The sequence below is a fragment of the Allobosea sp. GW822-FHT03F07 genome (assembly GCF_058801345.1).
On sequence record NZ_JBXAND010000001.1, the window covers coordinates 161,264 to 182,301 of the forward strand.

General features: G+C 66.7%; 23 protein-coding genes and 1 tRNA gene. 15 read left to right on the forward strand and 9 right to left on the reverse strand.

All coding sequences use genetic code 11. The annotated features are described in order from the left end of the window. Positions 1-600: a hypothetical protein gene (locus AC1RMY_RS00820; protein WP_492862039.1), complete on the reverse strand. Its 600-nt coding sequence runs from the start codon at positions 598-600 to the stop codon at positions 1-3. Between the two features lie 25 nt (positions 601-625). On the opposite strand from AC1RMY_RS00820, the gene AC1RMY_RS00825 reads away from it, so the two are divergent. The 7 genes from AC1RMY_RS00825 to AC1RMY_RS00855 all read left to right on the forward strand — a co-directional run bounded on the left by AC1RMY_RS00825 (position 626) and on the right by AC1RMY_RS00855 (position 8,275). Beyond that, positions 626-1,288: a class I SAM-dependent methyltransferase gene (locus AC1RMY_RS00825; protein ID WP_492862040.1), complete on the forward strand. Its 663-nt coding sequence runs from the start codon at positions 626-628 to the stop codon at positions 1,286-1,288. An 83-nt stretch (positions 1,289-1,371) separates the two neighbouring features. After that, the gene (locus tag AC1RMY_RS00830; protein WP_492863535.1) at positions 1,372-2,586 is read left to right on the forward strand and encodes a glycosyltransferase family 4 protein; all 1,215 of its coding nucleotides are present in this window, start codon (positions 1,372-1,374) and stop codon (positions 2,584-2,586) included. Beyond that, a complete protein-coding gene (locus AC1RMY_RS00835; protein WP_492862041.1) occupies positions 2,583-3,752 on the forward strand; it encodes a glycosyltransferase family protein in 1,170 nt (389 codons plus the stop codon). The genes AC1RMY_RS00830 and AC1RMY_RS00835 overlap by 4 nt, the downstream gene beginning before the upstream one ends. Before the next feature lie 191 nt (positions 3,753-3,943). Then, positions 3,944-4,930: a cobaltochelatase subunit CobS gene (cobS, locus tag AC1RMY_RS00840; RefSeq protein WP_492862042.1), complete on the forward strand. Its 987-nt coding sequence runs from the start codon at positions 3,944-3,946 to the stop codon at positions 4,928-4,930. A 12-nt stretch (positions 4,931-4,942) separates the two neighbouring features. Beyond that, positions 4,943-5,359: a GNAT family N-acetyltransferase gene (locus AC1RMY_RS00845; protein WP_492862043.1), complete on the forward strand. Its 417-nt coding sequence runs from the start codon at positions 4,943-4,945 to the stop codon at positions 5,357-5,359. Continuing rightward, positions 5,356-7,257, forward strand: a complete 1,902-nt coding sequence (gene cobT, locus AC1RMY_RS00850; protein WP_492862044.1) for a cobaltochelatase subunit CobT — start codon at positions 5,356-5,358, stop codon at positions 7,255-7,257. The genes AC1RMY_RS00845 and cobT overlap by 4 nt, the downstream gene beginning before the upstream one ends. A gap of 16 nt (positions 7,258-7,273) precedes the next feature. Continuing rightward, positions 7,274-8,275 carry an esterase-like activity of phytase family protein gene (locus tag AC1RMY_RS00855; RefSeq protein ID WP_492862045.1) on the forward strand — a complete coding sequence of 334 codons (1,002 nt, stop codon included), beginning with the start codon at positions 7,274-7,276 and terminating at the stop codon, positions 8,273-8,275. A 97-nt stretch (positions 8,276-8,372) separates the two neighbouring features. On the opposite strand, the gene rpmB is transcribed toward AC1RMY_RS00855, so the two are convergent. After that, the gene (gene rpmB, locus AC1RMY_RS00860; RefSeq protein WP_492862046.1) at positions 8,373-8,660 is read right to left on the reverse strand and encodes a 50S ribosomal protein L28; all 288 of its coding nucleotides are present in this window, start codon (positions 8,658-8,660) and stop codon (positions 8,373-8,375) included. Between the two features lie 279 nt (positions 8,661-8,939). On the opposite strand from rpmB, the gene AC1RMY_RS00865 reads away from it, so the two are divergent. Further along, positions 8,940-9,764: a DUF3108 domain-containing protein gene (locus AC1RMY_RS00865; protein WP_492862047.1), complete on the forward strand. Its 825-nt coding sequence runs from the start codon at positions 8,940-8,942 to the stop codon at positions 9,762-9,764. Positions 9,765-9,779: 15 nt separating this feature from the next. Here AC1RMY_RS00865 and AC1RMY_RS00870 read toward each other — a convergent pair whose 3' ends face one another. Together AC1RMY_RS00870 and AC1RMY_RS00875 are read right to left on the reverse strand one after the other, a co-directional pair. Further along, positions 9,780-10,109, reverse strand: coding sequence for an SMR family transporter (locus AC1RMY_RS00870; protein ID WP_492862048.1), 330 nt, complete (start codon positions 10,107-10,109; stop codon positions 9,780-9,782). Further along, the gene (locus AC1RMY_RS00875; protein ID WP_492862049.1) at positions 10,106-11,290 is read right to left on the reverse strand and encodes a pyridoxal phosphate-dependent aminotransferase; all 1,185 of its coding nucleotides are present in this window, start codon (positions 11,288-11,290) and stop codon (positions 10,106-10,108) included. Before AC1RMY_RS00875 ends, AC1RMY_RS00870 begins: the two co-directional genes overlap by 4 nt. Before the next feature lie 305 nt (positions 11,291-11,595). Here AC1RMY_RS00875 and AC1RMY_RS00880 point away from each other — a divergent pair, with 305 nt between their 5' ends. From AC1RMY_RS00880 to denD, 6 genes are all read left to right on the forward strand, one after another. After that, positions 11,596-13,419: an IlvD/Edd family dehydratase gene (locus AC1RMY_RS00880; RefSeq protein WP_492862050.1), complete on the forward strand. Its 1,824-nt coding sequence runs from the start codon at positions 11,596-11,598 to the stop codon at positions 13,417-13,419. A gap of 252 nt (positions 13,420-13,671) precedes the next feature. Next, the gene (locus AC1RMY_RS00885) at positions 13,672-14,511 is read left to right on the forward strand and encodes an isocitrate lyase/PEP mutase family protein (protein WP_492862051.1); all 840 of its coding nucleotides are present in this window, start codon (positions 13,672-13,674) and stop codon (positions 14,509-14,511) included. Beyond that, the gene (locus AC1RMY_RS00890; RefSeq protein ID WP_492862052.1) at positions 14,508-14,834 is read left to right on the forward strand and encodes an immunity protein CdiI family protein; all 327 of its coding nucleotides are present in this window, start codon (positions 14,508-14,510) and stop codon (positions 14,832-14,834) included. The genes AC1RMY_RS00885 and AC1RMY_RS00890 overlap by 4 nt, the downstream gene beginning before the upstream one ends. After that, positions 14,831-15,529, forward strand: a complete 699-nt coding sequence (locus tag AC1RMY_RS00895; protein ID WP_492862053.1) for a GNAT family N-acetyltransferase — start codon at positions 14,831-14,833, stop codon at positions 15,527-15,529. Before AC1RMY_RS00890 ends, AC1RMY_RS00895 begins: the two co-directional genes overlap by 4 nt. Positions 15,530-15,563: 34 nt before the next feature. Beyond that, positions 15,564-16,310, forward strand: a complete 747-nt coding sequence (locus AC1RMY_RS00900) for an SDR family oxidoreductase (RefSeq protein ID WP_492862054.1) — start codon at positions 15,564-15,566, stop codon at positions 16,308-16,310. 31 nt (positions 16,311-16,341) lie between these two features. Continuing rightward, positions 16,342-17,322, forward strand: coding sequence for a D-erythronate dehydrogenase (gene denD / locus AC1RMY_RS00905; protein WP_492862056.1), 981 nt, complete (start codon positions 16,342-16,344; stop codon positions 17,320-17,322). Between the two features lie 93 nt (positions 17,323-17,415). On the opposite strand, the gene AC1RMY_RS00910 is transcribed toward denD, so the two are convergent. The 3 genes from AC1RMY_RS00910 to rplU form a co-directional block, all read right to left on the reverse strand. After that, positions 17,416-18,069, reverse strand: a complete 654-nt coding sequence (locus tag AC1RMY_RS00910; protein WP_492862057.1) for a GNAT family N-acetyltransferase — start codon at positions 18,067-18,069, stop codon at positions 17,416-17,418. A 154-nt stretch (positions 18,070-18,223) separates the two neighbouring features. Further along, on the reverse strand, positions 18,224-18,490 hold the full coding sequence (gene rpmA, locus AC1RMY_RS00915; protein ID WP_492862058.1) for a 50S ribosomal protein L27: 267 nt from the start codon (positions 18,488-18,490) through the stop codon (positions 18,224-18,226). Positions 18,491-18,590: 100 nt separating this feature from the next. Next, entirely contained in the window at positions 18,591-19,280 is a 690-nt protein-coding gene (rplU, locus tag AC1RMY_RS00920; protein WP_492862059.1) for a 50S ribosomal protein L21, read from the reverse strand. A 304-nt stretch (positions 19,281-19,584) separates the two neighbouring features. On the opposite strand from rplU, the gene AC1RMY_RS00925 reads away from it, so the two are divergent. Continuing rightward, positions 19,585-19,674 (forward strand) — tRNA-Ser (locus tag AC1RMY_RS00925). A gap of 72 nt (positions 19,675-19,746) precedes the next feature. Here the strand turns inward: AC1RMY_RS00925 and AC1RMY_RS00930 are convergent. Continuing rightward, the gene (locus AC1RMY_RS00930; RefSeq protein WP_492862060.1) at positions 19,747-20,121 is read right to left on the reverse strand and encodes a hypothetical protein; all 375 of its coding nucleotides are present in this window, start codon (positions 20,119-20,121) and stop codon (positions 19,747-19,749) included. Positions 20,122-20,200: 79 nt separating this feature from the next. After that, the gene (locus tag AC1RMY_RS00935; RefSeq protein WP_492862062.1) at positions 20,201-21,016 is read right to left on the reverse strand and encodes an ABC transporter permease; all 816 of its coding nucleotides are present in this window, start codon (positions 21,014-21,016) and stop codon (positions 20,201-20,203) included. Positions 21,017-21,038 lie beyond the last annotated feature (22 nt).

Consider the following 21,038-nt stretch of genomic DNA (forward strand, 5'->3'; position numbering starts at 1 on the left):
TCAAGCTGGACCGAAGGCGAGGAAACGCCTGCGGTCGAAGCCTGCGGCGCGCAGGGCCTCGTTGTTGATGGTCAAAGCGAGATCGATGATCGGAGGAGCCGGGCGGGTCGCCGTCAACGCGCCGATCTGACCCTGGGCCCGGTCCAGATCGAGCGCGTAGTCGATCACCAAGATTTCGGCCCCGGCGGCGAGCGCGAGCAGTTCGGGCGGGGTCGCAGCCTGGCGCCCGAACGGCTTGAGGGAGAGCCCGAGCAGGACCAGGGCGTAAGGGCCCGCCGGCGCGATCTCGATCTCCTGCACCTTGGCGGCGCGATGGCGCAGGCGGCAGGGCGCGCCGTTCAGCGTCGTGGCGGAGAATTCCGGGATCTTCGGGTCGATCACCGTGACGGTCTCGGGACGATGCGTGAGGAAGCCGGTGATCGGCAGGCCGGCGCCGCCGATCTCGACGATATGGGCGCAGTTCCGTACGGCATGGGCCGCGAGAACCTGGCGCAGGGCGGCGGCCGGACTCGCGAGATGGGGCAGCAGGGTGCCGGCGGTCGGCGCGGCCGGGTCGCTGGCCTTTACCGGCGCGCTTGCATATGGTCCCGCCGCTTTCATACTGCTTCCCGCATTCCGATACGGCATGACACGCGACACGCCTCCCGACGCCTTCTATGACATTCTGCGCGGCGTCGCAGCCCTCACCGGCAACGGCGTCGTGGCCGATCTCGCTCGGCTGATCGCCGACGAGATGCCGCCGGAGATCTGGATCGCCTTCAACCACAAGCAGATCGCTTCGAAGCGCTGGCTGATCGATGCGCTCGCCGAGACGATGCAGCGACCGCAGGGGCCGGTCTGGGTGCTGGGCGCGTGGTATGGCGTGCTGGGCGCGATGCTGCTCGCCGACGAACGGCTGGCGATCCCGGCCGTGGTCAGTGTCGATCTCGACCCCTCCTGCGCGCCCGTAGCCGAGCGGCTGAACCGCCGCCACGTCGCGGCTGGCCGTTTCCGCGCGCTGACCACCGACATGATGGCGCTCGACTTCAGCGCGCAGGAGCCGGCTCCCGGTCTCGTCGTCAACACGAGCTGCGAGCATCTCGACGATGTGCCGGGCTGGCTCGCGACCCTGCCGCCGGGTCTGCCCCTGCTGCTGCAGTCGAACGATTACGTCCGCGAGCCCGACCATCGCAGTTGCGTCACTTCGCTCGAGGCCTTCCAGGTTCAGACAGGGCTGTCGGAGACGCTGTTCGCCGGCGCGCTGCCGACGAAGAACTATACCCGTTTCATGCTGATCGGCCGGCGATGAACGCGCGGCGTCGGCCCGACGAGTGGAATGAGGTCGCCCGCCCAACCGATGCGGCCGACCAGGCTCCTCGCATTGCGATTGCGATGAAGGGTTATCCGCGCCTGTCGGAGACGTTTATCGCGCAGGAACTTCTCGGCCTGCAACAACGCGACCTGCCCTTCGCGATCTGGTCGCTGCGCCGGCCGACCGATGTCGCCCGGCACCTGATGCACAACCAGATTGCGGCGCCGGTGAGCTACCTCCCGGAATATCTGCACGAGGAGCCGGGGCGGGTCGCCCGCGGCGTGCTGCGCGCATTGCTGCGACCCGGCTTCGCGCGGCTGATGCCGACGTTCCTGCGCGATCTCGCGCGCGACCGGACGCGCAACCGTCTGCGCCGCTTCGGCCAGGCCTGCGTGATGGCGCGCGAACTGCCGGCCGCGATCACCCATCTGCATGTGCATTACCTGCATACGCCGGCCTCGGTGATCGCCTATGCGGCCAAGCTGCGGGGCCTGAGCTGGTCCTTCTCGGCCCATGCCAAGGACATCTGGACGACGCCGGATTGGGAAAAACGCGAGAAGATCGCGGCGGCCGCCTGGGGCGTGACCTGCACGCTGGATGGGCACCGCGAGTTGCAACGCTTGTCCGACCGGGCCGACAAGGTGGCGCTCGTCTATCACGGGCTCGATCTCCAGCGCTTTCCGGCGCCGCCTAGTCGGGCCGGCCGCGATGGCAGCGACGCGGCCGACCCGGTGCTTTTCGTCACCATCGGCCGGGCGGTCGAGAAGAAGGGTTTCGACGATCTGCTGGACGCGTTGGCCAAGCTGCCTGCGGATTTGCATTGGCGGCTGACCCATATCGGCGGCGGCGAGAAGCTGAAGGCCCTGCAAGCGCAGGCGCTGGCCTTGGGCCTCGCTGGGCGCGTCACTTGGGCAGGGCCCAAGGCGCAGAGCGAGGTCGTCGCCGCGTTGCGCGAGGCCGATCTCTTCGTGCTGCCCTCGCGGCAGGCGGGCGACGGGGACCGCGACGGGCTGCCGAATGTCGTGATGGAGGCGGCGAGCCAGGCCTTGCCGATCGTCGCGACCGATTTCGCCGGCATTCCCGAATTCGTGCGCGAGGATGTCGAGGGGGTGCTGGTGCAGCCGGGCGATGTCGACGGTTTGGCGCAGGCGCTGGCCGAGCTGTCGGGTTCTCCGGAGCGACGTGCGATGCTCGGCCGGGCCGCGCATCAGCGGTTGACCGGAGCCTTCTCGGCCGATGCCGGTCTCGACAGCGTCGCCACCCTGCTACGCGCCTCGGCCGGGCTCCCGCCATGAGCACGACGGGGGCGAGCGGGACGGTCCTGATCGCGGTGACGCATCTGCTCGGCAGCGGGCATCTGGTGCGCGCGGCGCATCTCGCCCGGGCGCTGGCGGGGAGCGGCTTTGCGGTTACGCTCGCGAGCGGTGGCATGCCGTTGCGGAGCATGCAGGGCGAACCCTTCGCCTTCGTGCAGCTTCCGCCGGTCAAGACCGAGGGCGTCGATTTCCGCAATCTGCTCGACGAGGCGGGCCAGCCGATCGATGCGTCGCGCCTCATGGAGCGGCAGGCGCTGCTCACCGGGCTCGCGACCTCGCTCCGGCCGGACGTGGTCATCACCGAGCATTTCCCGTTCGGTCGGCGGCAACTGGCGAGCGAATTCCTCGGCCTGATCGCGGCGGCGCGCGACGCCAATCCGAAGGCGCTGGTGCTGTCCTCGGTGCGTGACGTGCTGGTGACGCCGCGACCGGAGCGGATCGCCGAGGCCGAACGCCGGCTGAGCGAGCTGTTCGACGCCGTCCTGGTCCATGGCGACCGCTCTTTCCTGCCGCTGGAAGCGTCCTGGCCGGTGGCGCGGGAACTCGCGGATCGGCTGCACTACACGGGCTATCTGGCGCCGCCGTCATTGCGAACGGAGCGAAGCAGCGACGAGGATGGCGAGATTCTGGTCTCGGGCGGCGGTTCCGCTGCGGCGCTGCCACTCTTCCAGCTGTGCGTCGAGGCGGCCCGTCTTCCGGCCTCCTCGCGACGCTGGCGAATTCTTGTCGGTCGTGGCGTCGCAGAGGCTGATTTCGCGGGCCTGCGACGATCGGCCTCGCCCAACGTCACCGTCGAATGGGCGCGCCCGGACTTTCCGGATCTGCTGGCCGGCTGCGCGCTGTCGATCAGCCAGGCCGGCTACAATACGGTGCTCGATCTCGTCGCCGCCGGTCGGCCGGCGATCGTCGTGCCCTTCGACGAAGGGGCGGAGACCGAGCAGGCGGTGCGCGCGGAAGCGATGGAACGGGCCGGTCTCGCGCGATGCCTGCGGCTTTCGGCTCCAGATGCCGCGACTCCGGCCGCCTTCGCCGCGACCGTCGAGGCGGCGTTGCAGACGCGGATGCCGGAGCGGCTGGACATCGATCGCGACGGCGCGGGCGCGATCGCCGGCATCGTCGGAAGGCTCCTCGCCGGGCGGGCCTAAGGAACGCAGTACGACAGCTTTCACTGCCATCCGACCCGTTGCCGGCATGTCTCTTGCGAAAGCCCGACCCGGCGCTTTGCGAATTGCCGCTGCAAGGCTTTCGCTTTAATTAGGGTGGCATTGCCTCCCTCCTCGGTCGGCGTTGGGACAACCGGGCCTTGCCCGGCCATGGTCCCACGCCCGGAGATCTGATGATGACAACGACGAATGCCGCCGGCCTGCCCGACATGAAGCTGTCGGTGCGCCAGACCTTCGGGATTGATTCGGATCTCGAGGTGCCGGCCTATTCCAAGACCGAGGCGCATGTGCCCGATCTCGACCCGGACTACCGCTTCGATCACGACACCACGATCGCGATCCTCGCCGGCTTCGCGCATAATCGCCGCGTGATGATCTCGGGCTATCACGGCACCGGCAAGTCGACCCATATCGAGCAGGTGGCCGCCCGCCTCAACTGGCCCTGCGTCCGCGTCAACCTCGACAGCCATGTCTCCCGCCTCGACCTCGTCGGCAAGGACGCGATCGTGCTGAAGGAGGGCAAGCAGATCACCGAGTTTCAGGACGGCATCCTGCCCTGGGCGCTGCAGAACAACATCGCGCTGGTCTTCGACGAGTATGATGCCGGTCGCCCGGACGTGATGTTCGTGATCCAGCGCGTGCTCGAGCAGTCCGGCAAGCTGACGCTGCTCGACCAGAAGCGCGTCATCCGCCCGCATCCCGCCTTCCGCCTGTTCGCCACCGCCAATACGGTCGGTCTCGGCGACACCTCGGGCCTCTATCACGGCACGCAGCAGATCAACCAGGGCCAGATGGACCGTTGGTCGATCGTGACGACGCTGAACTACCTGCCGCATGACAACGAGGTCGCGATCGTGCTGGCGAAGTCGAAGCACTTCCAGACCACTCCGGAGGGCAAGGACGTCATCAACAAGATGGTGCGCGTCGCCGATCTCACCCGCAACGCCTTCATGAACGGCGACCTCTCGACGGTGATGAGCCCGCGCACGGTCATCACCTGGGCCGAGAACGCCGCGATCTTCGGCGATATCGGCTTTGCCTTCCGGGTGACGTTCCTGAACAAGTGCGACGAGATGGAGCGCACGCTGGTGGCCGAATTCTTCCAGCGCTCCTTCGGCAAGGAACTGCCGGAGAGTGCGGCGAATGTCGTGCTGAGCTGACGCGTTCCCGCGATGGCTACCCTCCAGCGCGAGACCGATGTCGCGGCGACGAGGGAAGCCGTCATCGGCGGCCTCAGCGCCTTCAACGCGGCGGTCGTCGGAGCCCGCAACAGCGTGCCTCTCGCGCTCAGCCTGCGCGACGAGGCCGACGCGATCGTCGGTGGCCTGATCGGGGAGCTGAAATGGGAATGGCTCCATATCGACCTGCTCTGGATCGACGCGGTCCATCGCGGCAAGGGCCATGGCGAGGCCCTCGTCGCCATGGCTGAGGATACTGCACGGGAGTACGGTGCGCGCGGCGTCTATCTGAGTACGATGAGCCTCCAGGCGCCGGATTTCTACCCGAAGCTGGGCTATCGGCAATGCGGCCTGATGGAGGACTATCCCGTGGCCGGCCATCGGATCCACCATTTCGCGAAGGCGCTATGAGCATCTCCAACCGCAAGCCCGGAACGACCAAGGAAGCGCCGGCGGAGCCGCTGAAGCGCGCCATTTCCTCGGCGATGAAGGCGATCGCGCGCAAGCCGGAGATGGAAATCGTCTTCGCGGCCGATAAGCCCTCGCTCGTCGGCGAGCGAGCCCGCCTGCCGGAGCCGCCGCGCAAGCTGACGCGCGAGGATGTCGCGGTGCTGCGCGGGCACGCCGATTCGATGGCGCTCAGGCTCGCCTGCCATGATGCGAGCGTGCATCGCCGCGCCGCGCCGGAAGGCGATGCCGCCCGTGCCGTGTTCGACGCGGTCGAGCAGGCCCGCGTCGAATGCGTCGGCGCGCGGCGCATGGCCGGCATGGCGGGCAACATCACCGCGATGCTGGAGGACCGCTACCACCGTGGCGGGCGCTATGAGGAGATCACCGACCGAGCCGACGCGCCGCTGGAGGATGCACTCGCCCTGATGGTGCGCGAACGGCTGACCGGCCTGAAGCCGCCGAAATCGGCGCAGAAGCTGGTCGATCTCTGGCGCGAGCAGATCGAGGCCAAGGCCGGCGCCGATCTGGACCGGCTGTCCAAGGCGGTGGAGGACCAGCGTGCCTTCGCCCGCACCGTGCGCGACATGCTGGCCTCGCTCGACATGGCCGAGCAGAGCTCGCAGGGCGAGGATTCGGAGGAGGACGAGGACAATCAGGACCAGTCCTCCGACGAGCAGCAGCAACAGGAGGGCGAGGCCGAGCAGGAAAGCGCCGGCGAGCGCTCCGAGGTCGAGGTCTCGGACGATGCCACCGAGGAGTTGCAGGAGGGGGCGAGCGAGGCCTCCGATGCGCCCTCGGGCGACTGGGATGACGAGGACGAGAATTCGGACGCCGAGGAGGCGGGCGAAGCACCGCGCCCGCGCGAATCCAAGAACGATGGCCGCCCGCAGACCGATTACAAGCCCTATACCGTCAAGTTCGACGAGACGGTCACGGCCGAGGAGCTCTGCGACGCCGAGGAATTGACGCGGCTGCGCGCCTATCTCGACAAGCAGCTGGCGCATCTGCAGGGTGTCGTGGCGAGACTTGCAAATCGGCTGCAGCGCCGCCTGATGGCACAACAGAACCGCTCCTGGCAGTTCGACCTGGAGGAGGGTGCACTCGACCCCGCGCGCCTGCCGCGCATCATCATCGATCCCTACCAGCCGCTCTCCTTCCGGCAGGAATCGGACGTCAATTTCCGCGATACGGTGGTGACGCTGCTGATCGACAATTCCGGCTCGATGCGCGGCCGGCCGATCACGGTGGCCGCCACCTGCGCCGACATCCTGGCCCGGACGCTGGAGCGCTGCGGCGTCAAGGTCGAACTGCTCGGCTTCACCACGCGGGCCTGGAAGGGCGGGTTGTCGCGCGAGGCCTGGCTGCAATCGGGCAAGCCGACCAATCCCGGCCGCCTCAACGATCTCCGCCACATCATCTACAAGGCGGCGGATGCGCCCTGGCGCCGGGCGCGCAAGAATCTCGGGCTGATGATGCGCGAGGGCCTGCTCAAGGAGAACATCGACGGCGAGGCGCTGGATTGGGCCCATAAGCGCATCCTGGCCCGGCCCGAACAGCGCAAGATCCTGATGGTGATCTCGGACGGCGCGCCGGTCGACGATTCGACGCTGTCGGTCAATGCCGGCAATTATCTCGAACGGCACCTGCGCCACATCATCGCCGAGATCGAGACGCGCTCGCCGGTCGAACTGATCGCCATCGGCATCGGCCACGACGTGACCCGTTACTATCGGCGCGCTGTCACCATCGTCGATGCCGAGGAACTCGGCGGCGTGATGACGGAGAAGCTCGCGGAGCTGTTCGAGGAGGATGCCGGGCTGAACGCGAGGTCATCGAACGGGTCGCGGCGGCTGCATTGAGGGGCGGCCTGGCTCCATGCGCCTGACCCGCCGCGCGGCGCTGGCCGGCCTTGCCGGTACCGCCGTCACTCCTGCCTTGGCCGAGTCGGTGGAAACCGGCCGCATTCCGGTCGCCGTCTCGGTCCGGCCGATCACCGCCTTCGAGCCGCGCAGCCCCGACAAGGCGCGCTTCGGCAAGCTGACCTTCCGCAGCGGGCTCGTGCTGACCGGCAACCATTCGCGCTTCGGCGGGTTCTCCGGGCTCTGGCGTGGACCGAACGGCACTGATCTCGTCGCGGTTTCAGACAACGGCTTCTGGCTGACGGCGAAGGTCGCATCCCGCAACGGCCGGCTGGAGGGTCTGGAGCAGGCCGAGCTGGCGCCGGTCCTGGGAGCGTCCGGCCGGCCGCTCTACCGCTCGCGCTATTACGATACCGAAAGCCTCTGCATCGCCGAGGGCGTCGCCTATCTCGGCGTCGAGCGGACGCATGACGTGCTGCGTTTCGACTGGGCAGGCGAGGGCGTCATGGCGCGGGCGCGGGTCGTGCCGGTGCCGCGCGAGGTCAAGCGCCTGCCGAACAATCGAGGGCTGGAGGCGATCGGCGTCGTGCCGGCCGGCCAGCCGCTGGCGGGCGCGATCGTCGCGATCGCCGAACGATCCGGTTCCGACGACGAGCCGACGCAGGGCTTCATCCTGGGCGGTCGCCAGCCGGGGCTGTTCAAGGTCGTCAGGCATGACGGCTTCGACATCACCGATCTCGCCTTCCTGCCAGATGGCGACCTCTTGCTGCTGGAGCGCTGGTATCGCCCGCTGCGCGGCGTCGGCATGCGGATCCGCCGCGTGCCGGCGGCAAGCCTGAAGCCGGGCGCGCTGCTCGACGGTCCCTATCTGATCGAGGCCGATCTCGGCTACGAGATCGATAACATGGAAGGGCTTTGCGTCCATCTGGAGCAGGGCCGGACCGTCCTGACCCTGATCTCGGACGACAATTTCTCGTTCCTGCAGCGGACCGTGATTCTGGAGTTCGTGCTGGGTTGAGTGCTGGCCTTGCTCTTCTCCCGCGAGGGGAGAGCGGAAACAAAACGAAAAAAGCGGCCTTGCGGCCGCTTCATTCAATCGCGACGTACCGCCCCGCTCAGGCGGTGGCGAGCTTCTTCTCAATGTCGCGCTTCAGCGTCAGGGCGCCGGTCGAGAGATCGCCGGCCGGAGCCTTGATCAGGAAGGCGTCGAGGCCGCCGCGATGATCGACCGTGCGGAGCGCGTTGGCCGAGATGCGCAGGCGCACGGAGCGACCGAGCGCATCCGACTGCAGCGTGACATTCACGAGGTTCGGCCGGAAGACGGTCTTCGTCTTGCGGTTCGAGTGGCTGACGAGGTGGCCGGTCAGGGTGGCCTTCCCGGTCAGTTCGCAACGGCGCGCCATGGTATCGTTCCCTAAATCCAACCGGTTGGCTCAAACAAAAATGCCGACACGCGACGTGCCGGACATGAGCACCGGAAGTCAAATTGAAGTCGCGGTTCCATAGCCAAGCCTGGCGGGCGCGTCAAGGAAAAGTCATGCGAACTCCGTTCTTATCGCCGATGTGATGGCGAGAGGGCAAGCCGACTTGCTTTGGCGCTCGCCAAATCGGGCAAATGAGGTCACGATTCAGACCGATTCGCCGTGCATATCCCGATGAACGCCAAACTCCGGAGGAAGTGGATGAAGCCCGCCATCGCGTCGTCCCTGGCCGGTTTCTTCGCGCTGGGAATCGCCTCTGCTGTAAGCCTGCCGGCTTCGGCGGCCTCACTCGATGCGCGCTACGATGTTTCCCTTCTCGGATTGACGCTCGGGACTGCCAGCCTCAGCGGCGGCATCGATGGTTCCAGCTACAAGCTCGATGTCGCAGCGAAGCTGACCGGGCTGATCGGCGGATTCACCGGCGGGCGCGGCTCGGGTGCGGCCAGCGGCAGCTTCAGCGGAGCAAAGCTGTCGCCGACGAGCTTCGCGGTCAGTTCCGCCAGCTCCAGCGAGAGCCGCACGGTGCGAATGGCGCTCGACAGCAACAGCGTCGCCGCCGTCGAGATCGAGCCGCCGATCGAGTCCAAGCCCGACCGGGTGCCGCTGAATGAAGGGCACCGGCGCGGCATTGTCGATCCGCTTTCGGCCTTCCTGATGCCGGTCAACGGCAAGGGCATGGCGAACGCCTGTAACCGCACGCTCCAGATCTTCGATGGGGCTGCGCGCTACGACATCAAGCTCAGCCATGCCGGCACGCGCGAGGTGAAGCTCGAGGGCTATAGCGGCCCGGTCGCGGTCTGCCAGGTGCGCTATGTGCCGATCGCCGGCCACCGGGCCTTGCGGCCCAGCACCAAATTCATGATCGAGAACAAGGACATCAGCACCTGGCTGGCGCCGGTGGCGGGCACGAACCTGATGGTGCCGGTGCGCGTCTCGGTGAGGACGATGATCGGCACGGCCGTGCTCGAGGCGTCGAGCTTCAAGGTCGATCCGGGGATGACCGCGAGCACGGCCCGCCGGGATTGAGCGTCGGCCTGCGCCTCAGTGCGCGCTCGACTTCGAGAACAGGTTGATCACCAGGACGCCGGCGACGATCAGCGCCATGCCGATGAGCGCGGGCGCGTCGAGCTTCTGGCCGAACAGGATGCGCGCGATCACGCTGATCAGGACGATTCCGACGCCCGACCAGATCGCATAGGCGACGCCGACGGGAATCGTCCGTAAGCACAGCGACAGGAACCAGAAGGCGCTGACGAAAGCCGCGACCGTGACCAGCGAGGGCACGAGGCGCGTGAATTCGTTCGAGGCCTTCAGCGCCGAGGTGCCGATGACCTCGCTGACGATCGCCGCCGCGAGATAGAGATAGCTCACGCCGCCTTCGCGCTCGCCAGGAAGGTGCCCATCCGCTCCAGCGCGCGCTCGATGTTCGGCAGCGAGTTGGCATAGGAGAGGCGGATATAGCCCTCGCCATGGACGCCGAAATCGGGGCCGCCGATCGTGGCGACGCCAGCATCCTCCAGCAGCGCCGAGGCCAGCTTCTTGGCCTTCCAGCCGGTCTGGGAGACGTTCGGGAAGGCGTAGAACGCGCCCTTGGGCACGATGCAGGAGATGCCGGGCAGGGCGTTCAGCCCCTTGACCACGGCCTTCCGGCGCCGGTCGAACTCGGCGAGCATCGTGGCCACCGCATCCTGCGGCCCGGTGAGGGCAGCGAGGCCGGCCCATTGCGCCGGCGCGTTGACGCAGGAATGCGAGTTCACCGCGAGCTTGCGGGCGTTGTCGTAGAGCGGTTTCGGCCAGACCGACCAGCCCATGCGCCAGCCGGTCATGGCATAGGTCTTCGACCAGCCGTTCAGCAGGATCAGCCGGTCGCGGATTTCAGGGTAGGAGAGCAGGCAGACATGCTCTTCGCCGTCATAGAGCATCTGGTCGTAGATCTCGTCGGACATGATCGCGACGTCCGGGAATTTCGCCAGGCCGGCGACGAGCTTGTCGACCTCGGCCTTGGGCGTGACGCCGCCGGTCGGGTTCGCGGGCGAGTTGATGATGAGCAGTCGCGTCTTCGGCGTGATCAGCGCGAGCGTCTCTTCGGCCGAGAAGGCGAAGCCGTTCGCCTCGCGGATCGGCACCGGGATCGGCGTCGCGCCGGTATATTCGATCATCGAGCGGTAGATCGGGAAACCGGGGTCCGGGTACAGGATTTCCGCGCCGGGTTCGCCGAACATCAGGATCGCCATGAACATGGTGACCTTGCCGCCGGGCACGATCATCACGCTTTCGGGCGAGACCTCGACATTGAAACGCTTGTGCAGGTCGGCCGAGACCGCCTCGCGCAGCGGCAGGATGCCGTTCGCGGGGGTGTAGCCGTGATGGCCGTCGCGCAGGGCCTTCACGGCCGCCTCGACGATATGATCCGGCGTCGGGAAGTCCGGCTGGCCGATGCCGAGATTGATGATGTCCTTGCCCTGGCGCTGCAGCTCGGTGGCGCGCGCCAGCACGGCGAAGGCATTCTCCTCGCCGATGCGGGCGAAGGACGGGACGACATGGAGCGGCATGGCGGCGTTTCCCTGGGCGTGGTCGTTTCGGTGGAGGCCCGCTGATACCGGGCTCTTGCCTTCTCTCGGCTGCAAACTCTTGGCTCCAAAACACACCGTCACGCAAGCCCGTGCGCCGTGCCGGCCAAGGCGCGGCGGCGCATCCGGCCTGCATAAATAGTATGACTATCTCGCGTTTGGGGGCTTGCCCCGGCAGGGCCGATCGGCATGATGGCCTGATTACAATCGTTTCAAGATAACCCGCGTTTGAAGAATGACCGGCAAGCGGCCGTTAGCGCCGCGTCCGCGCGAGAGGAAGCACGAGGATGGCCAAAGCACCCGCAGGCAAGAAGCCCGTCCGCAAGATCAAGCCCGAGCAGTTGCGCTCGAAGGCCTGGTTCGACAACCCCGCCAATGCCGACATGACCGCGCTCTATATCGAGCGCACCATGAATTTCGGCCTGTCGCGCGAGGAGCTCCAATCCAGCCGGCCGATCATCGGCATCGCCCAGACCGGCTCCGACATCGCGCCCTGCAACCGCCATCACCTCGAACTCGCGCCGCGCATCCGCGACGGCATCCGCGAGATGGGCGGTGTGCCCTTCGAGTTCCCGATCCATCCGATCCAGGAAACCTGCAAGCGCCCGACCGCGTCGCTCGACCGCAACCTGCAATATCTCTCGCTCGTCGAGATCCTCTACGGCTATCCGCTCGACGGCGTCGTGCTGACCACGGGCTGCGACAAGACCACGCCGGCCCAGATCATGGCCGCCGCCACCGTCGACATTCCCGCGATCGCGCTGCCGGGCGGGCCGATGCTGAACGGCGACTTCCGCGGCGAGCGCACGGGCTCCGGCACCATCGTCTGGAAGGCGCGCCAGATGATGGCGGCCGGCGAGATCGACTATCGCGGCTTCGTCGACCTCGTCGCCTCCTCGGCGCCTTCGGCCGGCCACTGCAATACGATGGGCACGGCCTCGACCATGAACGCGCTGGCCGAGGCGATGGGCATGACCCTGCCGGGCGCCGCCGCGATCCCCGCGCCCTATCGCGACCGCTACGAGATGGCCTATCTCACCGGCAAGCGCATCGTCGAGATGGTCTGGGAGAACCTCATCCCGTCGAAGATCCTGACCCGCGAGGCCTTCGAGAACACCATCGTCATCAACTCGGCGATCGGCGGCTCGACCAATGCGCCGATCCACGTCAACGCCATCGCCAAGCATATCGGCGTTCCGCTCGACAATGAGGACTGGACGAAGATCGGCTACGACACGCCGCTGCTGGTCAACATGCAGCCGGCCGGCGAGTATCTCGGCGAGGACTACTACCGCGCCGGCGGCCTGCCGGCGGTCATCGCGGAACTGCTCGAGAAGGGCAAGCTCAAGCCGGCGATCACGGCCAACGGCCGCACCCATGAGGAGAACTGCAAGGGCTTCTTCGCGGTCAACCGCAACGTCATCAAAAGCTATGACGAGCCGATGAAGAAGGAGGCCGGGTTCCTCAATCTCTCCGGCAACCTGTTCGACTCCGCGATCATGAAGACCAGCGTGATCACGCCGGAGTTCCGCAAGCGCTATCTGGAGAACCCGAAGGACCCGATGGCCTTCGAGGGCCGCGCGATCGTCTTCGATGGGCCGGAGGACTACCACCACCGCATCGACGACCCGGCGCTCGCCATCGACGAGCACTGCATCCTGTTCATCCGCGGTGTCGGTCCGATTGGCTATCCGGGCGCGGCGGAGGTGGTGAACATGCGGCCGCCGGATTACCTGATCAAGAAGGGCGTCACGGCGCTGGCCTGCGTCGGCGACGGGCGCCAGTCCGGCACCTCGGGTTCGCCCTCGATCCTCAACGCCTCGCCGGAAGCTGCGACCGGGGGCGGGCTCGCCTTGCTCAAGACCGGCGACAAGGTCCGCATCGACCTGATGAAGCGCACCGCCAACATCCTGATCTCGGATGACGAGCTGACGCAGCGCAAGACCGAGTTCAAGGCGAATGGCGGCTACAAGTATCCCAAGAGCCAGACGCCCTGGCAGGAGATCCAGCGCAAGATCGTGGGCGAGCTCTCCGAGGGCATGGTGCTGAAGCCGGCGGTCAAGTACCAGAAAATCCACAAGAAGTTCGGCGTTCCGCGCGACAACCACTGAGGTTGCAAGGGATTCTTTCGAATCTCGACCGTCATCCCGGGCTTGCCCCGGGATCCGTCGCAGAGCGCAGTTCCCTACGATGGATCCCGGAACTCTGCTTCGTCCGGGATGACGGCGCGGGTGTGGCGGTCGGCGCTATTCCGCCCGCGCAATGGCGCCGCTCCTGCCGCGCGCGCCGAGAGGGCTGACAAAATGGCGCAAGGCGGACAGTATGGCGCCCCGCTGAAACCGGCTCGTTTGAAACGATTTAAAATGACCTTCTCCCCTCAGGTCGACGCTTTCCGGACGCTGCACGAAGCCGGCTGCCTCGTGATGCCGAACCCGTGGGACATCGGCTCGGCGCGCTGGCTGCGCGGACAGGGCTTCAAGGCGCTGGCAACGACCAGCGCCGGCTTCGCCTTCACGCAGGGGCGTGCCGACCAGGACGTGCCGCGCGACATGATGCTGGCCCATATCGCCGAGATGGTGAAGGCGGTGCCGGACCTGCCGATCAATGCCGATTTCGAGAACGGCTATGCCGATACGCCGGACGGCGTGGCGGCGAACGTCAAGCTCTGCGTCGCCACCGGCGTCGCCGGGCTTTCGATCGAGGATGCAACGGGGCGGGCCGAAGATCCGCTCTATGCGTTCGATCTCGCCGTCGCGCGGGTGCGGGCGGCGCGCAAGGCGATCGACGAGACCGGCTCCGGGGTCGTCCTGACGGCGCGGGCCGAGTGTTTCCTGACCAATCACCCGGATGCGCTGACTGAATCCGCTCGGCGCATCAAGGCTTATGCGGAAGCCGGCGCGGATGTGCTCTATGCGCCCGGCCCGAAGACGCGCGAGCAGATCGCGACCATCGTCGCGGCGGCCGGAGGCAAGCCGGTCAACGCCCTCGTCTATGGTGATTTCGGCCTTACGGTTGCCGATATCGCCGCCCTCGGGGTGCGCCGGATCTCGATCGGCGGGGCGCTTGCCCGGGCGGCCTGGGCCGCCTTCATCGAGGCGACCCGGCTGATCGCCGAGGAGGGCAGTTTCCGGGGCTTTGCCGGCAATGGCCCGTCCGCACCACTGAACCCGTTCTTCACTGAAGACCTGAAGGCGCGCTCGTGAGCGGGACGCTCCTGATCGCGCCGGCCTGGCTCGGCCTGAGCGGGCTCTGGACGCTCGACGCCAAGGGCAGGCGCAAACCCGTCGATGCCGAGGATCTCGGCCTGTCGGAGGAGCTTGGCGACCGGCTGGAGGCATGGATGGACGCCTTCGACGCGATCTATGAGGAAGAGCAGGAGGCGCGCTCGCGCTTTCCCAGTGCGGCGGAGCAGCGCGCCTGGGAAGCCGAGGGACAGGCGATCGCCGCTGCCGTCGCGGCAGAATTGGGCCCGGACTGGTCGGTCTCGACCGATCTGACGGGCTGGCAGGAGATGACCAAGCCATGACGACCCAGACGGCTGCGACCGCCAACCCCGTGCTCGAAGGCTGGACGGCGCCGCCCTTCCCGCCCGCGCGCGTGCTCGAAGGGCGCTATTGCCGTCTTGAGCCGATCGATCCGGCGCGCCATCTCGACGAGATCTGGGCCGTGAATGGCGGCCACGACCATATCTGGCAGTGGATGCCGGCCCAGCCGCCGCAGACCCGCGAGGCCTATGGCGATCTGCTTGCGACGATGGCGGCCAAGGCCGGCATCGTGCCCTTCGCGATCATCGACAAGGCCGACGGCAAGGCCAAGGGGCATCTCTGGCTGATGGAGATCCGGCCCGAGCATGGCGTCTTCGAGGTCGGCTACATCACCTATTCGCCGGTGCTGCAGAGGACACGGGTCGCAACCGAGGCGATCCATCTCTGCGGCGCCTATGGCTTCTCGCTGGGCTATCGCCGCTTCGAGTGGAAGTGCAACAACCTGAACGAGCCCTCCAAGCGCGCCGCACTGCGCTTCGGCTTCCAGTATGAGGGCCTATTCCGTCAGCATCAGGTGGTGAAGGGCCGCAACCGCGATACCGCCTGGTTCTCCATCCTCGACAGCGAATGGCCTGCCGTCGCGGCGGCCTTCGAGGCCTGGCTCGATCCGGCGAATTTCGATTCCGAGGGGCGCCAGAAGGCGCGTCTCGAGAGCTTCAGGGCCGGCAAGGGCTGAATTCCAATCCAGGACATAAGGTAGCGAGGACATCATGGCGGGACGTTTGAAGGGCAAGATCGCGGTCGTCACGGCAGCGGGGCAGGGTATCGGCCGTGCGATCGCGGAGGCCTTCGTCGCGGAAGGCGCGACGGTCTGGGCGACCGACAAGGACGTCGCGCTGCTGGAGGGAATTCCGAAGGCCAAGAAGCGCAAGCTCGACGTGCTCTCGAACAAGGCGGTCGAGAACTTCGCCGAGAAGGTCGGGACAATCGACATCCTCGTGAACGCCGCCGGCTTCGTCCATCACGGCACCGTTCTCGACACCGACGACAAGGCCTGGGACTTCTCCTTCGACCTCAACGTCACCTCGATGCACCGCACGATCAAGGCGTTCCTGCCGGGCATGCTTGCCAAGGGCTCCGGGTCGATCGTCAACATCGCCTCGGGCGCCGGCTCCGTGCGCGGCATTCCCAACCGCTATGCCTATGGCACCACGAAGGCCGCTGTCATCGGCCTGACCAAGGCGGTCGCGGCCGACTTCATCAAGAAGGGCATCCGCGCCAACGCGATCTGCCCGGGCACGATCCAGTCGCCCTCGCTCGACCAGCGCATCAAGGACCTCGCCGCGGCGACGAAGACCACGGAAGCCGCCGCGCGCCAGGCCTTCATCGACCGCCAGCCGATGGGCCGGCTCGGCACGGCCGAGGAGATCGCCTGGCTCGCGGTCTATCTCGCCTCTGACGAGGCGAGCTACACCACCGGCCAGATCCATCTCGCGGATGGCGGCTTTGCTCTCTGAGAGCCAGCAAAAAAATAGGGAGGAAGCCCAAATGCATATTCTCGTTCTCGGCGGCGCCGGCATGGCCGGCCGCAAGTTCATCGAGCGGCTGGCCAAGGACGGCCATTTGGGTGGCAAGACCATCTCCAAGGTCACGGCGCAGGACGTCGTCGCGGCGCAGGCTCCAGCCGGTGCCGCCTTCGCCTTCGAGACGGTGGTCTCGGACCTTTCCGTGCCGGGGCAGGCGGAAGCGCTGATCGCATCGCGCCCTGAGCTGATCGTCCATCTCGCGGCGGTGGTTTCCGGCGAGGCCGAGGCCGATTTCGAGAAGGGCTATCGCATCAATCTCGACGGAACCCGCTTCCTGTTCGAGGCGATCCGGCTGGCCGGGGGCTACAAGCCTCGGCTGGTCTTCACCTCTTCGGTCGCCGTTTTCGGCGCACCCTTCCACGACAAGATCGACGACGAGTTCTTCACGACGCCGCTGACGAGCTACGGCACGCAGAAGGCGATCTGCGAATTGCTGCTCTCAGACTATTCGCGCCGCGGCTTCTTCGACGGCATCAGCATTCGCTTCCCGACGATCTGCGTGCGGCCGGGCACGCCGAACAAGGCGGCCTCGGGCTTCTTCTCGAACATCATCCGCGAGCCGCTGAACGGCATCGAGGCGGTGCTTCCGGTGTCCGACCAGGTGCGCCACTGGCACGCCTCGCCGCGCTCTGCGGTCAACTTCCTGCTCCATGCCTCGACCATGGATCTCGGCCTTGTCGGGCCGCGCCGGGCGCTGACCATGCCGGGCTATTCCTGCACTGTCGCCGAGCAGATCGAGGCGCTGCGCAAGGTCGCGGGCGATGGCGTCGTCGCCCGGATCAAGCGCGTGCCGGACCCGGTGATCGACAGGATCGTCGAGGGCTGGCCACGCAATTTCGATCCGCAGCGCGCGCTGGCGCTCGGCTTCAAGGCGGAGTCTAGCTTCGACGAGATCATCCGCATCCATATCGAGGACGAGCTCGGCGGCAATTTCGTCAAGTAGGTCGGAGCTCGTCATACCCGGGCTTGACCCGAGCATCTCCGGATAGCGATTCTCGGGTCGGCGCAGAGCGCCGCCCGAGAATGACGCGCGACCTCACGCCGGGCAGGGCTCGCCCGGCGCCTCCGCCAGATCGACGGTGTCGATCTCGGGCGCGTGAGCCCAGCCGCTGGCGCCCCAGCTCTTCAGGGCCGCCCAGGTCGAGCGGTCGAGCCGGAACTGCTCGCAGGGGAACAGCCCGCCGCGCGCCGGCAGCGACTTGAGGAACGAGCCCTCGGCCCGGAAGCCGGACTTTTCCAGCACACGCCGCGAGGCTGGGTTGATGACGCGCGTATCGGCCTCGATCGCGGGGATCTCGATCAGGGTGAACAGCGAGTCGATCAAGGCCTGCACCGCTTCGGTGGCGTAGCCCTTGTTCCAGTGCGGGGTGCCGAGCCAGTAGCCGATGAAGGGCACGCCCGTCGCCTGCCTGTGCGCGCCGATCATGCCGATCAGCTCGTTGGGCTTCGACCGTGGCGTGATCGCCAACACCAGATGCTCGCCCAGCGCATTGCCCTTGCGCATGGCGAAGACGAAAGGCTCGACCGCATCCACCGGATAGGGGTGCGGAATCGATGCCGTCATCTCGGCCACGGCTTTCTCCCCGGCCTGGCGCAGAATGGCGGAAGCGTCCGCCATGCGGGGCCAGCGCAGCCAGAGACGGCGGGTCTCGAGCCGGAAGACGTCGTCGCGGGTCAGTTCGGGGAACATCGGTCTCTCCGTCGGCGCAAACGAGAAAAGGGGAGCTGGGTTTTGCCCCATCTCCCCTTTTCCTTGACCTTCGGGAAACCCGTGTAGGGTCTTTACCCTTGATCCGATCCGGTTCGATGGAACCGGCGGATCGAGGAAGTCCCTATCCGCCGTCTTATTCTGCGGCCTCTTGGGCCGGGACTACGTTGACGAAAGCTCGGCCGAGTTTCGTCGTGAAGCGGACTCGGCCCGCCGTCGTCGCAAAGAGGGTATGATCTTTGCCCATGCCGACATTGACGCCGGCATGCCAACGCGTGCCGCGCTGGCGAATAATGATGTTGCCGGACACGACCGCCTGGTCGCCGAAGCGCTTTACGCCGAGGCGCTTGCTTTCGGAGTCGCGACCGTTGCGGGACGAGCCGCCTGCCTTTTTGTGAGCCATAACGCCCTACCTCAAAACTGATGTGTTCTCTCTAACCCGAATCGGCGGCAAAAGCCAGCCGGTCCGGGCATCGAAGGCGAAGTCAGACTGACAGGAGCCGTCAGTAGTCCTCGCCGGAAGCCAGCTCGGCCTGATCGGCCTTCGCCCGGGGGGGCTTGCCGGCCAGCAATTCCTTGGCCTGGATCACCCATTCCTCGCGCGTCGCGCGGCCGCGGAGCTTGAGCTCCTCGTCCCACTTGGCAACGTCGGCCTCGGTCCAGGCGGCGATGTCGTTCCAGGAGGTGATGCCCGCGGCGCGCAGCTTCTTCTCGATGGTCGGGCCGACGCCCGAGATCAGCGAGAGGTTCGAGGCGTCGAGTGCCTCGGCGGTCGCGGCAGCCTTGGCGGCCTTCGGAGCGGTCTTGCCTTTCGCCTCGGACGAGCCGGCCTTGAGCGCGAGGGCCGAAGCGTCACCCTTCTTCATCTCCGGCTTCTTGCCGCCGGTGAGGATGTCGGTGATGCGCACGACGGTCAGTTCGGCACGGAAGCCGCGCTTGCGCTTCGAATTCTGGCGACGGCGCTTCTTGAAGGCGATGACCTTCTCGCCACGCGCCTGCTCGACGATCTCGGCCGCGACGGTGATCTCGGAGAGGGCCTTGGCGTCCAGGGTGGTCTTGTCGCCGTCGGTCAGCATCAGCACGGTCCCGAAGGCGACGGTGTCGCCAGGGTTGCCCTCGATCTTGGCGGTGGTGATGCGGTCGTTGGCGGCGACGCGGAACTGCTTTCCGCCGGTCTTGATGACTGCGAACATTTTATCCTCCATGTTCGGCCCTGCCCTGTCATGGCCTCCGAGAAGGCCTGTGCGGGACAGCTTTTTGGCAGTCGTTACGGGTACGGGTTCGCTCTTGCCGGCCCGGGCGCGCGCACTCGCGAAACCATGAGGCCAAAAGAGATCGGGCGCGGGTTTCCCCACGCCGGACGAGGCTCGATAGTCGCATGCCCCGGTCAGGTCAAGGGAAAGCGTGTGTGCGAGGCCCGAATTATGACGGGCACAAGACTTGTCTTGCCCGGGCACCGCGTGTAGTAACCAGCCCGCTTCGACCGAAGGCGACCGCGGACAGGTGGCAGAGTGGTTGAATGCACCGCACTCGAAATGCGGCATACCCGCAAGGGTATCGGGGGTTCAAATCCCTCCCTGTCCGCCACTTCCTGTTTCTCAAGCATCCTCATACTGCAACCGTCGGATTTTCGCCGCAAGGCGAGTTCCGGAGGCAGCTCTATGCCCGGTCAGCGTCGCTCGACGCGCCGGCGGCGATCAAGTGCTCGGCCGTGGCGATTGCGCGGGTCCGGCCCTCCGGCGAGACCATGGCGGCGAGCAGCGCCGGGACCCAGGGCGGAACCGGAACTTCGTCGGCCAGCCATTCGCGAACGCGCTTGACCCTGCCGTTGCAGAACAGGTCGGCAAAGCGTTCCGGACTGAGCTTGACCTCGTCCAGGCCGAACTGAAACTGCGCGCCGTCGATGTGATGGATTTTCGACTTCGGCAGTCGAAGGGGGCTGGCCATGCAAATGCTCTCCGCGGGCGCCCTCGGCACGCGCCGAAGGCGCGAATGCGGGGTCGCCATCGCCATGTGATCGATGGCGGCAGCCATAGCAGGCGCGACGATGATCGTCAGCCGTTTCCGACAGGCCCGGCGATGTACCTGCTGTGTGGCGGCTGCGATTGCCGCTTCATGCGGCCGTCAGTTTGTCGATGCCGTAGGTCGCGTTGAGGATGAGCAGCGCCACCACGGCGATCAGCATCTGGACTGTGCTGATGGCCGCGATCGACGGGTCGAACTGCGTCTGCATGTAGCTGAGCATGACAACCGGAAGCGTGTTCGCCTGCGCCGTGCCGAAGAAAAAGGACAGCGGCAGGTTGTCGAGCGAGATCAGCACCGCGAACAGGCTACCGGCGAAGATGCCCGGCCGGATCAGCGGCAGCGTCGTATGGCGCAGGGTCTGCCAGCGCGTGGCGCCCAGCACCGAGGCGGCCTCCTCGAAGTCGGGCGGCAGCGCGCGATACACCGCCAGCACCGTGCGGGTGATGTAGGGGATCGAGACGACGGTGTGGCTGATCAGCAGGGCATTGAACGAGATCCCGAGCCCGAGCGCCGACAGAAGATAGAGCAGCGAGAAGCCCAGCACGATCGCCGGCACCGAGAGCGGCGCCAGCAGCAGATTGGCCGCCATCCCCGCGAGCGCGGTTCGGGAGCGGGCGATCCAGAGCGCGGCCGGCACGCCGATCGCGATACCCAGCAGCGCCGAGCCGATCGCGATCTGCAGGGACGTGATCAGCGAGTCGATGAAGGGGCGATACTCGAAGATGCGAGCATACCAGCGCAGCGACAGGCCGGGCATCGGGAAGGCGATATAGGTCGCAGACGAGAAGGAGACCACCACCACCGCGATGATCGGCAGCAGCAGGAAGACCATGAACAGCACGACCCAGAGGCCCAGCCCCCAGGCGAGCAGGTCCGGCTTGCGGCGGCGGCGCTTCAGGCTCACATCGCTCGCTCCTTGGCTCGCT

Bases quoted from the DNA above. Each gene is read 5' to 3' on its own strand.
- AC1RMY_RS00820 (WP_492862039.1), bottom strand. From the start codon at position 600: ATGAAAGCGGCGGGACCATATGCAAGCGCGCCGGTAAAGGCCAGCGAC.
- AC1RMY_RS00825 (WP_492862040.1), top strand. From the start codon at position 626: ATGACACGCGACACGCCTCCCGACGCCTTCTATGACATTCTGCGCGGC.
- AC1RMY_RS00830 (WP_492863535.1), top strand. From the start codon at position 1,372: ATGAAGGGTTATCCGCGCCTGTCGGAGACGTTTATCGCGCAGGAACTT.
- AC1RMY_RS00835 (WP_492862041.1), top strand. From the start codon at position 2,583: ATGAGCACGACGGGGGCGAGCGGGACGGTCCTGATCGCGGTGACGCAT.
- cobS (WP_492862042.1), top strand. From the start codon at position 3,944: ATGATGACAACGACGAATGCCGCCGGCCTGCCCGACATGAAGCTGTCG.
- AC1RMY_RS00845 (WP_492862043.1), top strand. From the start codon at position 4,943: ATGGCTACCCTCCAGCGCGAGACCGATGTCGCGGCGACGAGGGAAGCC.
- cobT (WP_492862044.1), top strand. From the start codon at position 5,356: ATGAGCATCTCCAACCGCAAGCCCGGAACGACCAAGGAAGCGCCGGCG.
- AC1RMY_RS00855 (WP_492862045.1), top strand. From the start codon at position 7,274: ATGCGCCTGACCCGCCGCGCGGCGCTGGCCGGCCTTGCCGGTACCGCC.
- rpmB (WP_492862046.1), bottom strand. From the start codon at position 8,660: ATGGCGCGCCGTTGCGAACTGACCGGGAAGGCCACCCTGACCGGCCAC.
- AC1RMY_RS00865 (WP_492862047.1), top strand. From the start codon at position 8,940: ATGAAGCCCGCCATCGCGTCGTCCCTGGCCGGTTTCTTCGCGCTGGGA.
- AC1RMY_RS00875 (WP_492862049.1), bottom strand. From the start codon at position 11,290: ATGCCGCTCCATGTCGTCCCGTCCTTCGCCCGCATCGGCGAGGAGAAT.
- AC1RMY_RS00880 (WP_492862050.1), top strand. From the start codon at position 11,596: ATGGCCAAAGCACCCGCAGGCAAGAAGCCCGTCCGCAAGATCAAGCCC.
- AC1RMY_RS00885 (WP_492862051.1), top strand. From the start codon at position 13,672: ATGACCTTCTCCCCTCAGGTCGACGCTTTCCGGACGCTGCACGAAGCC.
- AC1RMY_RS00895 (WP_492862053.1), top strand. From the start codon at position 14,831: ATGACGACCCAGACGGCTGCGACCGCCAACCCCGTGCTCGAAGGCTGG.
- AC1RMY_RS00900 (WP_492862054.1), top strand. From the start codon at position 15,564: ATGGCGGGACGTTTGAAGGGCAAGATCGCGGTCGTCACGGCAGCGGGG.
- denD (WP_492862056.1), top strand. From the start codon at position 16,342: ATGCATATTCTCGTTCTCGGCGGCGCCGGCATGGCCGGCCGCAAGTTC.
- AC1RMY_RS00910 (WP_492862057.1), bottom strand. From the start codon at position 18,069: ATGTTCCCCGAACTGACCCGCGACGACGTCTTCCGGCTCGAGACCCGC.
- rpmA (WP_492862058.1), bottom strand. From the start codon at position 18,490: ATGGCTCACAAAAAGGCAGGCGGCTCGTCCCGCAACGGTCGCGACTCC.
- rplU (WP_492862059.1), bottom strand. From the start codon at position 19,280: ATGTTCGCAGTCATCAAGACCGGCGGAAAGCAGTTCCGCGTCGCCGCC.
- AC1RMY_RS00930 (WP_492862060.1), bottom strand. From the start codon at position 20,121: ATGGCTGCCGCCATCGATCACATGGCGATGGCGACCCCGCATTCGCGC.